The organism is Nannocystis exedens (assembly GCF_002343915.1).
Classification (GTDB): domain Bacteria; phylum Myxococcota_A; class Polyangia; order Nannocystales; family Nannocystaceae; genus Nannocystis; species Nannocystis exedens.
The window spans coordinates 9,194,345-9,208,639 of record NZ_NETK01000001.1 but is presented as its reverse complement, the minus strand read 5'-3'; the positions used below and the strand labels follow the sequence as shown (position 1 = coordinate 9,208,639).

At 72.1% G+C, this 14,295-nt stretch carries 11 protein-coding genes; 1 reads left to right on the top strand and 10 read right to left on the bottom strand.

Translation table 11 applies throughout. From position 1 onward, the window contains the following. Nucleotides 1–119: 119 nt before the first annotated feature. Complete coding sequence (locus NAEX_RS36030; RefSeq protein WP_096332001.1) at nt 120–1,952, bottom strand: glycoside hydrolase family 15 protein; 1,833 nt, start codon at nt 1,950–1,952, stop codon at nt 120–122. A 4-nt stretch (nt 1,953–1,956) separates the two neighbouring features. Continuing rightward, nucleotides 1,957–2,721: a glucose 1-dehydrogenase gene (locus tag NAEX_RS36025; protein WP_096332000.1), complete on the bottom strand. Its 765-nt coding sequence runs from the start codon at nt 2,719–2,721 to the stop codon at nt 1,957–1,959. 258 nt (nt 2,722–2,979) lie between these two features. Between NAEX_RS36025 and NAEX_RS36020 the strand changes: the two genes are divergently transcribed. Then, on the top strand, nt 2,980–3,477 hold the full coding sequence (locus NAEX_RS36020) for a gluconokinase (protein WP_256254064.1): 498 nt from the start codon (nt 2,980–2,982) through the stop codon (nt 3,475–3,477). Between the two features lie 42 nt (nt 3,478–3,519). Here NAEX_RS36020 and NAEX_RS36015 read toward each other — a convergent pair whose 3' ends face one another. The 8 genes from NAEX_RS36015 to NAEX_RS51285 all read right to left on the bottom strand — a co-directional run bounded on the left by NAEX_RS36015 (nt 3,520) and on the right by NAEX_RS51285 (nt 14,283). Then, nucleotides 3,520–4,662, bottom strand: coding sequence for a hypothetical protein (locus NAEX_RS36015; RefSeq protein ID WP_096331998.1), 1,143 nt, complete (start codon nt 4,660–4,662; stop codon nt 3,520–3,522). Beyond that, the gene (locus tag NAEX_RS36010; protein ID WP_143140730.1) at nt 4,659–7,634 is read right to left on the bottom strand and encodes a VCBS repeat-containing protein; all 2,976 of its coding nucleotides are present in this window, start codon (nt 7,632–7,634) and stop codon (nt 4,659–4,661) included. The genes NAEX_RS36015 and NAEX_RS36010 overlap by 4 nt, the downstream gene beginning before the upstream one ends. Nucleotides 7,635–7,968: 334 nt before the next feature. Beyond that, complete coding sequence (locus NAEX_RS36005) at nt 7,969–8,355, bottom strand: transposase (protein ID WP_096331996.1); 387 nt, start codon at nt 8,353–8,355, stop codon at nt 7,969–7,971. After that, the gene (locus NAEX_RS54775) at nt 8,247–8,888 is read right to left on the bottom strand and encodes a helix-turn-helix domain-containing protein (RefSeq protein WP_096331995.1); all 642 of its coding nucleotides are present in this window, start codon (nt 8,886–8,888) and stop codon (nt 8,247–8,249) included. Before NAEX_RS54775 ends, NAEX_RS36005 begins: the two co-directional genes overlap by 109 nt. Nucleotides 8,889–9,258: 370 nt before the next feature. Then, nucleotides 9,259–10,776, bottom strand: a complete 1,518-nt coding sequence (locus tag NAEX_RS35995) for a transglutaminase domain-containing protein (RefSeq protein WP_096331994.1) — start codon at nt 10,774–10,776, stop codon at nt 9,259–9,261. A 152-nt stretch (nt 10,777–10,928) separates the two neighbouring features. Further along, nucleotides 10,929–11,420, bottom strand: coding sequence for a hypothetical protein (locus tag NAEX_RS35990; protein WP_143140729.1), 492 nt, complete (start codon nt 11,418–11,420; stop codon nt 10,929–10,931). Nucleotides 11,421–11,535: 115 nt separating this feature from the next. Next, nucleotides 11,536–13,635 (bottom strand): peptidylprolyl isomerase, encoded by a 2,100-nt coding sequence (locus NAEX_RS35985; RefSeq protein WP_096331992.1) that lies wholly within the window; start codon nt 13,633–13,635, stop codon nt 11,536–11,538. A 15-nt stretch (nt 13,636–13,650) separates the two neighbouring features. Next, nucleotides 13,651–14,283 carry a hypothetical protein gene (locus NAEX_RS51285; protein ID WP_170135319.1) on the bottom strand — a complete coding sequence of 211 codons (633 nt, stop codon included), beginning with the start codon at nt 14,281–14,283 and terminating at the stop codon, nt 13,651–13,653. Nucleotides 14,284–14,295: the final 12 nt, after the last annotated feature.

Here is a 14,295-nt window from a genome sequence, read left to right as displayed (position 1 = left end):
CCCCATGGGGCCGCCCCTCGTGGTGAAGCGGCGGCTCGCCCGGCGTCGGAGGTCGGGATCGGCGATGTGTAGCTCGGGGCCGCCGGACCTGCGGCCGCGGCGAATCGCGTCACCGCGCCTCACCCGAGCGCGCGCTCGAGGTTGAACGCCGCGCTGATCAGCGACAGGTGGGTGAACGCCTGCGGGAAGTTGCCGAGGGCCTCGCCGTGTTCGCCGGTCTCCTCGGAGTACAGCCCGAGGTGGTTGCCGTAGGCGATCATGCGCTCGAACAGCAGGCGGGCCTCCTCGAGCAGGGCCGGGTCGGCGCGGCCGGCCCGGGTCAGCGCCTCGACCAGCCAGAACGAGCACATGTTGAACGTGCCCTCGCGGCCCGGCAGGCCGTCGGGCAGCTGCTCCGGGTGGTAGCGATACACCAGGCCGTCGGACACCAGCCCGCCCTGGTCGGGCCGGCGGCGGATCGCCGCCAGCGTCTTCAGCATGCGCGGGTCGTCGGGGCCGAGGAAGAACACCAGCGGCATCAGCAGCGCCGACGCGTCGAGCGAGCGCTCGCCGAACGCGGCCACGAACGACTGCTCCTCGTCGCTCCAGCCGCGGCGGAAGATGGCCTCGTAGATCGCGTCGCGGGCGCGGTACCACTGCTCGCGCGGGGCCGGGAACGAGCGCTTGTAGGCCAGGCGCAGCGCCCGGTCGAGCGCCACCCAGCACATCACCTTCGAGTTGACGTTGTGGCGCATCCCGCTGCGCGGCTCCCAGATCCCGTGGTCCGGCAGGTCCCAGCTCTCCGCGACGTAGTCGACGATCCGGCGCAGGTGCGTCCACGCGTCGTAGGAGATCGGGCGGCTGTGCTTGTTCGACAGGTAGACGGCGTCGAGCAGCTCGCCGTAGATGTCGAGCTGGAACTGGCTGTGGGCCGCGTTGCCGACCCGCACCGGCCGCGCGCCGCGGTAGCCGGCCAGGTGCGGCAGCTCGAACTCGTCGATGCACGTCTCGCCCTCGACGGTGTAGAGGAGCCGCAGCGGCGCCCCGTCCTCGCCCGGCGGCTCGTGGTAGCGGCGGTCGAGCCAGCTCATGAACGCGTCGGCCTCCTGCGTGAAGCCGATCCGCAGAAACCCGTAGATCGTGAACGCGGCGTCGCGCATCCACGTGTAGCGGTAGTCCCAGTTGCGCACCCCACCTGGCTCTTCGGGCAGCCCGAGGGTCGGCGCCGCGACGATCGCCCCGGTCGGCTCGTACGTCAGCAGCTTGAGCGTCAGCGCCGAGCGGTGGACCGTCTCGCGCCAGCGGCCGCGGTAGGAGCAGCGCGACAGCCACTTCCGCCAGTACGCCACCGTCCAGCGGAACAGGGTCTCCGCCTCGTCGGGGTCGGGCCCGCGCGGGCAGTGGTTCTCCCCCCCGCCGCGGAACACGAACACCGCGTGCTCGCCGTGGCGCAGGCGGAAGCGGGCCTGCACCGCGCCGCGCTCGCCGATCTTCAGCGGCACGCTGGCCGACAGCGACATCGTCAGCCCCGGCGCGCGGAACACCGCCCCGTGCTGGCCGAGCTCGACCTCGTGGGGTGCCCGCGCGTAGTCGAAGGCCGGGCGACAGTCGGCGTTCAGCCACACCTCGCCGCGGACCGCTCGCACGCGCCGCACGATCTGGTGGTGCCAGCCGTGGTCGAGGTCGTCGCCGACCGGCATGAAGTCCTCGATCTCCACCACCCCGCCCTCGCAGAAGAACCGCGTGATCAGGATGTTGGTGTCGGGCCAGTAGAACTGCTTGGACGGCGCCGCCTGGTCCTCGGCCCAGATCCGGAACGCGCCGCCCTTCTCGTCGTCGAGCAGCGACGCGAACACGCTCGGCGAGTCGAACCGCGGGTGGCAAAACCAGTCGATCGCGCCGTCGGTGCCGACCAGCGCGACCGTCCGCATGTTGCCGATGATCCCGTGGTCGTGGATCGGCAGATACCCCATCGCCTCACTCCTCGTGGAACCAGGTCATCCCGCCGTCGACGAAGTACGTCGAGCCGGTCACGTACGCCGCGTCGTCCGAAGCGAGCAGCACCGCGATGCCGGCGACGTCGGCCGGCGTGCCGATCCGCTTCAGGGGGATCCGCGCCAGCAGCCCGGCGCGGGCCCGCGGGTCCTCGGTGACGTCGCGGTTGATGTCGGTCGCGATCGCGCCGGGGGCGATCGCGTTGACCGTGATCCCGAGCCCACCGAGCTCGGCCGCGAGGTCGCGCGTGAGCATCCGGATCGCGCCCTTGGCCGCGCAGTAGGTCGCGTGGCCGGGGAACGACAGCTCCTCGTGCACCGAGCTGATGTTGATGACGCGGCCGCCCCGCTCGCCCCCCAGCCAGCGGCGCACCACCGCCTGGGTGGTGAAGAACGTGCCCTTGAGGTTGGTGCCGAGCACCTTGTCGAAGTCGGCCTCGGTCACCTCGACGAACGGCGCCTTGATCTCCATCCCGGCGTTGTTGACGAGGATGTCGAGCGGCCCGAGCGCCTGCCACGCCTCGGCGACCAACTTCTCGCAGTCGCCCGTGCTTCCGACGTCGGCCTGCACCACCACGACGCGGCGCCCCTCGGCCCGGATCGCGCCGGCCACCGCCTCGGCCGCCTCGGCGCTGCCGTGGTAGTTGACGGCGACGTCGGCGCCCTCGCGCGCGAAGCGGAGGGCGATCTCGCGGCCGATGCCGCGGCTCGAGCCCGTGACCAGGGCCGTCTTCCCTTTCAGTCGCATGCGACCTCCCGATGCGCGGCGGGGCAGCCGGACGACGCTCGCCGGCGGCGGGCCTCGTGCGGTGCGTCCTCGCTCCTGCGCATCGCCCATGTGTGACGCACGCTCGCGGCGGGGCACGGCAAAAAGCCAGTCTTCGCCGAAACGACGCGGCCTCGTCCCGGCCACGCGGCGGAGGCTGGCGATCCGCGGAGTTGACGCGGCCCGCTCGGCCGCCCCGAGGCCTCGATCGCCCGCGCTCGGGTTGACGCGGCCTCGCCGGTGCGCTTGGCTCACCGCGTGGTGATCGTCGTCATGGGCGTGTCCGGGGCCGGCAAGACCACCATCGGTCAGCGCCTCGCCGCCGCGCTCGGCGCCCGCTTCGTCGACGCCGACGAATTTCACCCGCCCGCCAACCGGGCCAAGATGGCGGCCGGCACCCCGCTCGACGACGCCGACCGCGTCCCGTGGCTGCACATCCTGTCGGCCGAGATCGACGGATGGTTGCATCACGAGGGCGACGTCGTGCTCGCCTGCTCCGCGCTGCGGGCGGTCCACCGCGCCATGCTGCGCCGCGATCCGGCCCAGGTCGTGTTCGTGTACCTGCAGATCGACCCCGAGGTCGCCCGCGCCCGCCTGCTCGCCCGCCCGCACCACTTCTTCAAGGCCGACCTGCTGGACAGCCAGATCTCGGCGCTCGAGCCGCCGGACGACGCGCTCACCGTCGACGCCGCCCAGCCGGTCGACGCGGTCGTCAATGACATCCTCGCGCGGCTGTGACCGGGCGCGTGCGCCCTGGGCCGTCGAGCGTCGCGTCGCTCGCTACGGAGCACATCCTGAAGTCTCGGCGTTGTCCGCGAACTCGATGCGCACCCCGGAGAGTCCCGGCCGATCCTCGCTCCGGACCAGGGACACGTAGTGAGGTCCGGCCGAGAGATGCACGACCTCGGTCTGACCGTGCTCGACGATCCAGTACTTGTCGGGTGAGCAGCCCACGGTGCAGCCACCAATCTCGACGTACGCACGCTCGGCGGGATCGCCGAATGTGTAAATGCGATAGTCCCCGTCGGCGGGGACATCGATCACTCTTACTGTCCACATCTCCCCTGCTCGCGGGCCCATCACGTCGGTAAGGCCACAATCGATTAATGCGTGCGCCTGCCAGGCGCATCCGCTCCACGCGCTCGGCGCGAGCGAGCATTCCATCACCGGCCAGCGGAACTCGCGGTTCGGGCACTCGGGATACGCCTCGTAGTCCGCGACGAGCTCGTCCATCGTGAAGCCGGTCGCGCGCTCGAGCGCGGCCTGGAACGCTTCAGCCGATTCGCCCGGGTCCGCCGACCTGTACACATCGAGCGCCACCGATGGACCGTGGACATCCAGCACGTACGCGAAAAAATGGCCCGCGCGCGCGTAGAGGCTCGCCAATTCGTCCGCATCGCTCCAGTCGCGCGCGATGGCCTCCAGCAGGCCAATCTCGGACGACAACGGGAGCACGCCGCCATGCCGGTCGCGGAACACTTCGGCGAGGCCCTCGCCCACGAAGCGCCGGGCGGGCCCGTGCGCAAGGTTGAGCACCGGGTGCACGAGCTCGTGCAAGTCGACGAGAAACTGATCGAGCAGGATGCCGTCCCGGTAGCACCCCTTCGCCTCCCCGCACGGCCATTGGGCGAAGAAGTCGTCCGAGAGCGCGTAGTACGTGAACCGCCGGCCGTCGCGCGGCTGCCCGAACAACTCCTGCAGACGATCCACGAAGCCGGCCTGGAAATCGAGCGTACCACCGCAGATCGGCCCCTCGACGTCGGTCGCGAAGCTGAAGTCCGCGTTGTCCCAGGACGGCTCGGGCAGCGACTCCAGCCAGGACTCGCTGCAACCTTGGACGCCTTGCCCGCCGAGGGCCATGGCTAGCCCCAACGCTCCCCACGTGCGCATGCGGGGGGAAATCACGGACGAGGGCTGGATCATCGCCAATACACCTCCGAGTCGCCGAGGGCAACCAAGCTCTTCACGCCGGGAGCGCAGCGCGACGCCCCCCAGACTGCCCGCACCGGTCGTGGAAACTCCAGCTCCCCGTCTCGCGCGAAGCCGCCGGCACCATCGCCCCGCCACAACAAGAGTCGCACCGAGCGCTCGTCGAGCACCGCGAGATCGAGGTTGGCGTCGCAATCCACATCCATAACAACGAACGAGCCCGCTCGACCGCCCTCCGCGGGCAGGGCCAGCTCGGCGAGCGGAGGCCCGGACGGCCGGGACAGCGCGAGGACTCGCAGCATTTGGCCGTCGAGGGTGATGAGCTCGGAAGAGCCGTCGTTGTCGAAGTCGCCGACCTCCAGGCGTAAAAAAGCCGGACCATCGAGCGACATGACCTGGGGGGCCGTGTGCTCGCCGAGCGAAGCCGGGCTGAGCAGCGCGATGCTCCGCTCGCTCGGGTCCGCGACCAGGAGCGTGTCCTCCCCTGAACGCGACACGATTCGCAGCAGACGAGGCACGATCGCCGTCTCGGTCGCCTCGATGGGGATGGTCGTGTGATTGACCGGGTCGACGCGATAGCGCCGGACCTCGCGCACTTCTGCGTCGCCGGTGATGAGAAACAGCCCCGACGGGCTGTTCCAGGCGGCCATCGCGTCCCCGCGGTGCGCGAACGAGCCGAGCGAGACCGGCGCAGCTCGCGGCGCAACGAGCACCAAAGATCGGTCGTCACACACGACGAGCGCTGTCGCCGGCTCGACGAGCGCAGCGCTCTCCGCCGGGCACGGTACGGTCAACCCGTCCAGGCGGGCGTCAGCCGCCGTTAAGATCGTGCTCGTGCCCTCCCCCGCGAGCAAGACACCGCTGGCTCCACCGGCCACAGACGGCGCGGGTAGCACCTGCGGCGGGACGCCTGCGACCTCGGGCCAGACCGACAGCGTCCGCCTGGCCACCGGCGCCGGACGTTCGGCTGCTGGTCGAAGCTCGGTGAAGAGGCCGCTCTTTACGAGGAAACCGCGCCATTCCTCGCCGGCGACCAGCGGGATGACGGTCGAGACGTTCTTTCCGATGTATTCGTTGCGGTAATGGGCGATGCGGTCGGCCGTGGGTTCGAACATGCTGAGCGCGTCGACCGCGTCGATACCCGCGGTGAATCGAAAATGAGCGACGAGATCGTGGCGCTCGGGGCCGCGAACGCTCCACAGCCCGATGCACGCGCCGCCGACGAATCCCAGCTCACCGTCGTGAGCCACCGGAGTCGGCTCGAGCGGCTCGATCGTCACGGCGACGACGTCCGTCGGGCTGGACGACCACCGGCCGATGGAAGGAAGGTGCTCTTTGGAGCCGTCCAGGCAGAAGGCGAAGTCGCTCGAGCCCTCCGCACCCGCGGCCGTCAGTTCGGCGACGTGCGCGGGCAGTTCGCTCCGACCGCCGAGCTTCCACCCCTCGCTGTCGGCCACGACGCGCTCGAGGAACGCAGAGGCCCCGTCGGCACCGGTCGACGCGAATACGAGCTCGGCCGATCGGGCGGACGCCGGGCGACCCCCCGCGCCGGGAAGCGGCTGCGAGGCCCACTCGACTCCGTCGAACCGCCAGAGCTCGCGCGGCGCGCCCGTGACATCCCGACGTGTGACGACGAGCTCGTCACGTCCGTCCCCCTCGACATCGCCCACACGAAGCTCGGCGCCGGCGGCCCACAGGCCATACGTGCCCACGTGAACGAAGGTGCCGTCTCCACCGCCGGTCAGGGCGAGGAGGCGAGACTCGCCGTCCACGGCCAGCAGATCGACATGCGCGTCGAGATCGAAGCGAGCGGGGTAAACCGCGACGATGCCGGCGTCGAGCTCGAGATCGATCGGGACCCTTGCGGCCCATGAATCCGGTGACAGCGCCGGAAAGACGACGAGTCCGTCGTCGTGACGAGCGATGATGTCCAGCAGCCCGCTCTCGGTGGTGTCCGCCGCGAGCAGGGGATACGCAGTCTCCAGCGCTTGCAAGAACGTCGCGTCCCCGAGGGCGAGCGCGTCTGGCCTGTCGAGGAGCCAGGCGACGCGCCCCGCGTCCTTGGCGACGACTACGAGCGAGCCGTCGCCCGACGCCGGGCGTGCCAGGCTCGACGCGTGCTCCGCGGTGAAACCCAGGACGGTCGCGGGCCCGTCGAGCGGTGCCTCGACGAGCCCGAAGTCCTCGACGAGCAGGACAGGTCGCTCAGGACTCGTCTCGCGCGCCCAGGGCATCGCGTCGAGGACCCGACCCGGCGAGTCGAGCGCGACCGCGGGGGTCGAGAAGGCGCCCCCGGCGAGGCCGCGGAAGACGTGAGCCGTTCCGGTGGCATCGTCGACGAGCAACAGGTCGGCGTAGGCATCGTCGTCGAACCTCCCGAGTTGCAGCCGGCTGACCGCGAGCGACATAGCGGTGCTATGGCGGACGGCCCACGTGCCTCCCTCGTACGACAAGGTGTCGATGCGTCGCATCGCGGGGTTCGACGCGACGAGCTCTTGCACCCCGTCGAGGTCGAGATCCGTCGCCACCATCGTCGCCACTCCCGGCTGCAGCGCCGGGACCTCGGAGACGACAGCCGGACCCTCCGCCGTCCACTCGATCACCCATAGCGAGGACTTGTGGCTGGAGGCGACGAGGAGCCGAGCGCCGCCCTCCGGGGAGTACCAGGCCGTTAGCGCGCCGGGTCCGCCCGCGAGAATGACCTCTCGGACCTCCCCCAGCGCGCCATCCTGGCCGCCGCGAGCGACGACGACGCGCTCGCCGTGGCTATCGCTCACGGCGAAGTCATGCACGCCGTCGCCGTCCAGATCCTCGAAGAGGATGTCGCGCGGGGCCGCGTTGAGCCCGAGCCACGAAAGCGAAGGGCTCGCGCCCACCTCGTCGGTGCGGAGGTGCATGAGGGCCCCGCCGCGCATGTCGAGCCCGACGCTGCTTGCCGGCGAGTCGGCCAGGAATAGCCGGTCCACGACCGGGCGCAGCGGAGCCGACGCGAGAGGCGGGCACTCGGGCCCCTCCAGGCAGAACGCGGGTTCGGCGGCAGAGCCCCCGCACCCCAGCACGAACGTCGCTAGCAGGCCAGCGAACTCCGCACGCGCGCAAGACCCCCCTCCTAAAGGGATCCGAAGGCGGCGCGTTCTAACCTGCAGCGGGCTCATGGCACGGCAGTGTACGATGCCACGTCCGTGCGCGCCTCGGGGCCAAACCCGTCCCGCTTCTCAAGGCCGCGATCCGCGCCGTTGCGGGTCTTGTCACCCCAGCCGACGCGGCTGGATGGTTCAAGCATTGCGGCGTCAGCACGCCTCAAGTCGCATGAAACATGCTGTCAGGGCGGACGCGAGATGCGCAGAGAGCGGCCTTGATTTTGGACCAGGCGAGCTCGATGGGATTGAGGTCGGGCGAGTACGGCGGCTGATAGACGACCTTCGCTCCGCGCGCCTCGATACGCTCGCGGACGCCTGTCGCGTGATGCGCCCCGGGGTTGTCCATCACCACGATGTCGCCCGGGCGCAGCTTCGGCGCGAGATGCTCGTCGATGAATTCGAGGAAGACTTTGGCCGTCGTGCCACACTCGACAGCCATCATCGCCTCGATGCCGTCGATGGAGAGCGCCCCGAGCATCGTCGTCGCGCGGCCGCGGTTGCGGGGTACGACGCCGTGGACGCGCTTCCCTCGGCGGCGCCCACGCACGAGTGCGGGTCATCGAGATGTGCGAGCCCGACTCGTCGAGGAAGATCAGGCGCTCGGGATCGCAGGACTGCATCTGCGCGACGAAAGCGTTGCGCATCGCCACGACCTCGGCCGTGCATCGCTCCCGAGCCACCAGCGATTTTTTTCCTCGTGAAGCCGAGACGCTGAAGCTCGCGGCACATCGTCGCACGGCTGATCTGGACGCCCGCCCGGATCTGCAGCGCGATGCACAGCTCTGCAAGAGTCGCGTCTGGCCGCGCTCGCACCAGCTCGACGAGCAACTCTTGCTCCTGGGCCGTGATCCGTCGCGCGACTCCGCCGCCATGCGGCTTGGGCTCGACCGACCCCGTCTCTCGCGCGAGACGAAGCGTTCGATCCACGGTCGCTCGTCCCACGCTGAAGCGCTCGGCGAGCTGCTCGTAAGTCAGCCCTTCCTGTGCGCGGGCCTCGACAATGCGGATTCGAAGTCGACAGAGATTGCGGTGGGCATGTTCAGGAAGAGCACACGAGCGTTCTCGCGCAAGCCGGCTCATCCGTGTCCAGAGGGAGCTTGATCCAGTCGCAGAGGATCAAGACGTCATGAACTTGCTGTGAGAGCGAGCAAGTCTCGCCGGGGATTACAGGCGCACACTGAGGCATCGCCCCGATGGCGCGGGTCCTGACGCAATCGCCGCGCCTCGCCCACCATGTACGTGCGATTGTACGGGTCGATCGCACGCCCGGGTCGACTGGATTGTCGGCCCTGTCTGAAGCTCCGCGGGGCCGACCGGGCTGTGCATGCAAGTCGCGGGGGTGCTGCGATCGAGGTCCCGGCCGCGGCCACGCGAAACCCGCTCCGCACCGCGTGGCCGGCCCGCGGCCCCAGCACTCGGCCGCTCCGGTACGAGGCATCGGTCCCGAGATCTACCCCGACGCGTGCACCTGCAGCTCGCCCACGCCCTGGTACGTCCCGTAGAGCGTCGGCGAGGTGTAGATCCGGACCGCGTAGGTCCCCTTCGCCAGCGGCCCGCACGACACTGCGACCGAGCGGGTCCCGGTGAGCTCGCACTCGATCGCCGCGGCGCTGTCCTCGGGGACAGCCTTGACGATCAGGTGGCGGCCGCGCGGGTTGTCGAGGCTCAGCGCGAACGCGCTCTGCACGGTGACCTGCGAGCGGCGGGGCTCGACCAGCTGCAGCCCGTCGGCGAAGAACTTGGGCCGCATCATCGGCTGGCGGGCGAACTCGCCGCGGGTGAGCGGCTGCTCGCGCAGCTGCCAGGCCGGCTCCTCGGGGAAGTGCGTCACCCCGATCAGCGCCGGCGGCACGAACAGGTAGTCGGTGCGGTACTCGCGGACGAACGCGCCGTCCTTGAGGTGCCCGGAGTCCCAGGTGGCGTCGATCAGGTACCAGCGGCCGTCGATGCGCGCGGCGTTCCACGCGTGCGACTCGCCCTCGACCTCGCGCGACAGCCCGCGCGCGTCGCCGACGACGACCACGACCTCGTCGCCGGTGACCGCCGCGATCGCCCGCATCAGGTTGGCGTAGCCGGCGCAGACGGCCAGGCGCGAGGCGAACACCGCCTCGGCGCGCTGGTCGGGGTAGACGGCGCGGTTCAGGTACGACGCCGCGTCGTAGGCGAGGTGGGTGGCGACGAAGTCGTGAATTGCCTTGATCCGGCGCGCCGGATCGGGCTCCTGGGCGGCGAGGTGGCGGCCGACGGCGTCGATGCTGACGCGCGCCTCGTCGGGCATCGCCAGCACCGCCGGGTGGACCTCGGCGGGCGATGGCCAGGTCGGCCCGCTCGCCGGCGGCTCGCTCGCGGGCGCGGGCGTCGGCTCGGCGCTCTGCTCGGGCGCCGGCGACGGCTGCGGCGGCCGCTCCCACGGGTCGCTCCAGGCGTCGTCTCGGGGCATCGGCTGCGGCGCCGGGGCCTCGGCGGGCTTGGTCTCGATCAGCTCCGCGTACTGGTTGTCGTGCGCCGCCTCGTACAGCCACTGCAGCCCGTCGGCGGCCTGCAGCAGCCCGGCGCGCGCGCGGTCGGCCAGCGGGTGCTCGGCGCCCTCGAGGAACCAATCGCCGCGCGTCGAGATCGCCGTGAACACCGCCTCGGGCCGCGACCACAGCAGCGCGGTCAAGACCGCCAGGTTGATCGCCAGCGTGCGCAGGACGACGCGGTCCCACGTCGTCAGCACCCGCCGGTCGCGCTTCGACGCCCGCCGCCGGCGCAGCAGCTCGGACAACATGTCCCATGCGACAGGTACGATCGGGAACAGCAGCAGCCCCGCCACGCACACCAGCCACACCGGCCCGTTGCGGTAGGCCGCCAGCGACGACGCCACCCACACCCCGAGGGCCGGCGCCACCACCACCAGGGCCGCCCAGATCGCGCGAAATATCCAGAATAACAACGTTCCGAGCCAGCTCAGCCGCGCACGCGTCATCCCGGGCCAGCCTAGCACGGGCGAACCGGGCGCGCCGTGGTCGGGCCCGCCGGCGGCGCCGCGGGGCGCAGGCGCAAACCTTCCATCTCGGCCCCTCCTCGCGTCGCGCACACAGCCGCCGAGCCCGCCCCGCCCGGCCGGCGTGCGCGGCGTCAGGGCTTCGGCTCGATGTGGAACACGAGCTCGGCGCCGTCCGTGCGGCCCAGCGCGTCGCGCACGGTCAACGGAACCACCCAGTCGCCGGGCGCGGTGAAGTCGACGGCGACCAGCCACTTGAAGCCGTCGGGCGTGACGGGCCAGGTCTTGGCGGTCAGGTCGGTGATGGCCTCGTCGCTGACGTGCCAGGGCGGCTCGAGCGTCAGGGTGAACGGAGGCTGCGGCACGTCGCCGTTGAAGTGCGGGTCGTCGGGCACGGGATCGGGCCCGACCTCGACGACGGCCGCGAGCGCGGTCGGCCCCATGAACCGGGGCCACGCGCGGCCCTCGGCGGCGCGGAAGGAGAGCGAGAACTGCCCGTGGTCGGTGGCGATCGGCGTGTCGGCGTCGACGTACGGATTGGGGTCCTCCTCGGGCGTACACGCGGCCACGGCCAGGGCCGCGGCGACGACGCTACTGCTGAGCGCGGTATGAACACAGGGCACCATGGTGCACCTCCCGAGGAGTCATTACGCCTGCGTGTCGGCCGGGCAACCGCAACGCGTGCGAACGATCGGGTCACCGCGCGCAACGATTGCTCGCGCGCCGCTCGCACGACCTGCCTCATCGGCCAGGTGATGCCGGCGCGATCACGACCTCGGCCCGGAGGATGCGGTCGCCGACCACCAGCGCGAGCGCTGCGGGCAAGCCGTCGCGGACCTCGCCGACGTGCGTGTAACGGCCGTCGAGGTGGGGGGCGCGGGCGTGCATGATGAAGAATTGACTGCCGCCGGTGTCCTTGCCGGCGTCGGCGATCCCCACGGCGCCCCGCGCGAATGGAGCCTCGCCTGGCTCCGAGGGCAGGGTGAATCCTGGACCGCCCCAGCCGGTGCCGCCGGGATCGCCGCCCTGGACCACGTAGCCGGGGACGACGCGGTGGAACGTCAGGCCGTCGTAGAAGCCGCGCTGCGTCAACGCGACGATCGCGGCCACGTGCCACGGCGCGGCCGTCGGCGCGAGGGCGACGTCGATACGGCCGCGCTCGGTGTGCAGCCGCCACAGCAGTTCGTGCCCGAGGACGGCCTCGGGATCGTGCGGCGGCGCGGCGATCGGCGCGGCGGGTCCGGTGACGCCCGGATCTTCGCCGCTCGCCGCCTTCACACAGGCGCGGGCCGCCGCGCGCACGCTCGCGTTGGCGTCGCCGAGAGCGGCGCGACAGACCGCGAGCCCGCGCGCCCCGCCCACCTCCGCCAGCGCGCCCGCCATCCCCGCGAACAGCTCGGCGTCGCGTTCGGCCCCCGCTCGTTCGAGCAGCGCGTCGACGATCGCCGGCGGCGGCTCCGGCGGCGCGTCGCCGGCGAAGCGCCCCTGCACCGCCTCCGCCGCGGTCCCGGCGACCGCCGGTGAGCTGTCGCGAAGGCCAGCCGCGATCAGGCCGCCGACGTCGCGCTCGAGCCACAGCTCGGCCGCCGCCGCCAGCGCGGCCGCTCGCACGCGCGCGTCGTCGTGGCCGGCCAGCGCCGTCAACCGGGCCGCGCGCGCCTCCGCCGGCCCGCCGAGGCCCTGCCCGATCAGCCCTGTCTCGAAGGTCAGCCGATCGATCTCCGCCGCCGCCCCGGCCGCCTCGGCGCAGCGCAGCGGCGGCCGCCACTCGCCCGCGCGGGCCGCCAGCGCCCCCAGCCCGCAGGCCAGGCGCGCCCGCACCCGCCTCGCCTCCGGCCGCGCCGCCGCCAGCCGGGCCTCGGCGAGCGCGTGGGCCTCGGCGGCCCCCGGCGGCGCCTCCTTGCCGGCTGTCAGAACGGACATGGCCTCGAGGACAGGGTGTCCGGGACCTGTCCCATCGACAATGTCGGCGTCGAGCTCGGCGCGCAGCCAGTCCCACAGCGCCGCGGTCGCGGCGGGGTCGGCCAGCTCGCCGAGGCCGCGCACCGCCGCCACCCGCACCCACGGGTCGGGGTCGCCGAGGCCGGCGCGCATCGTCGCCAGCGCCTCGGGCGGCTTGCGCCGGGCCAGGCCCTTCAGCGCCAGCGCCCGCGCCTCGGGGTCGGCCGCCGCGGTCGCGCGCAGCAGCGCCGCCTCGCCGGCGTCGTGGCCGGCCGCGTGCGCGTGGGCCAGCCCGTAGACGGCGGCGTAGATCGACCGCGGCTCGCGCTCGCCCGCCATCGCCACCAGCCCGTCGCGGGCCGCGTCGCCGAGCGGCAGCTCGCGGCGGCCGAGGATCCCCAGCACGATGGCCGCCGCCTCGCGCACCTCGGGCGCCTCGCCCGGTCCCAGCGCCGCGGCCAGCCGCGCGCTCGCGGCCGGACCGCCGAGGCGCCGCGTCGCCGTCACGATCGCCAGCCGCTCGCGCGGCGACGCCTGCGGCCAGCGCTGCCACACCGCCGCCTCGAAGCCCGCGACCTCGGACCCGAGCGCGCCGGCGACGTCGAGCGCCTGCATGGCCGCCACGCGCGCGGCCTCGTCGGGGCTCGCCAGCAGCTCGCCGAGCCGCGCCAGCGCCACGGCGTCGCCGATCCGCCCGAGCCCGCGGATCGCCGCCGCGGACGTCGCCGGCCCGGTGGTCAGCTTCACCAGCTCGCTCGAGCCGGCCTCGCGGCGCGCCTCGGCGCGGGCGATCGAAAGGCCCGGATGAACCTCGCCGCCCGGGGGCGCCGGCGGCCGCGCGCACGCGACCAGCAGCGACGACCAGGCGGCGAGGACACGGACGGGGCGCGGCACTTCCATGGCCGAGCGGTCAGGTCACAGGCACTGCTGCTCGCACTCTTGCTGGGCGCACATGAACAGCCCGACGATCTGCGGGTTCTGCTGCGGGTTGACCATGCACATCTGGCCGCACTGCTGCGGGTTGCCCATGGCCGCGCACTCGAAGAAGCACGAGCAGTCCTCGTCCTCGGCGCAAGCGACCTGCTGGTCGCAGCAGCCGTCCTTGAGGCAGGCGGTGCACTCGTCGTCGTTCGGGTCCGCCGCGCACACGTCGGGCTCGCCCGTGGTCGTCGTCGTCGTGTCGGCGGTGGTCTCACCGGTGGTGGTGGTCGTCTCACCGGTGGTGGTGGTCGTCGTCCCCGGCTCGGTGGTCGTGAGCGGCTCGCCGGTCGTGGTGGTGGTCGTCGTCCCCGGCTCGGTGGTCGTCGGCGCGACGGTGGTCCCGGTCTCGCTGACCGTGCCGTCGGTGGTGTCGGGCGTGGTCGTCGTCGTACCCGTGGTGGTGGTGTCGGTGTCGGTGCCGGTGCCGGTGTCGGTGCCGGTGCCGGTCTCGGTGCCCGTGCCGGTCTCGGTGGCCGTCGCCTCTTCCTTGCCGTTGCAACCCGGCAGCGCGAGCAGGATCAAGGACAGACAGGCGGTCGCACGCAGGAAAGACAAGTCATGACGCATGATCAAACTCCT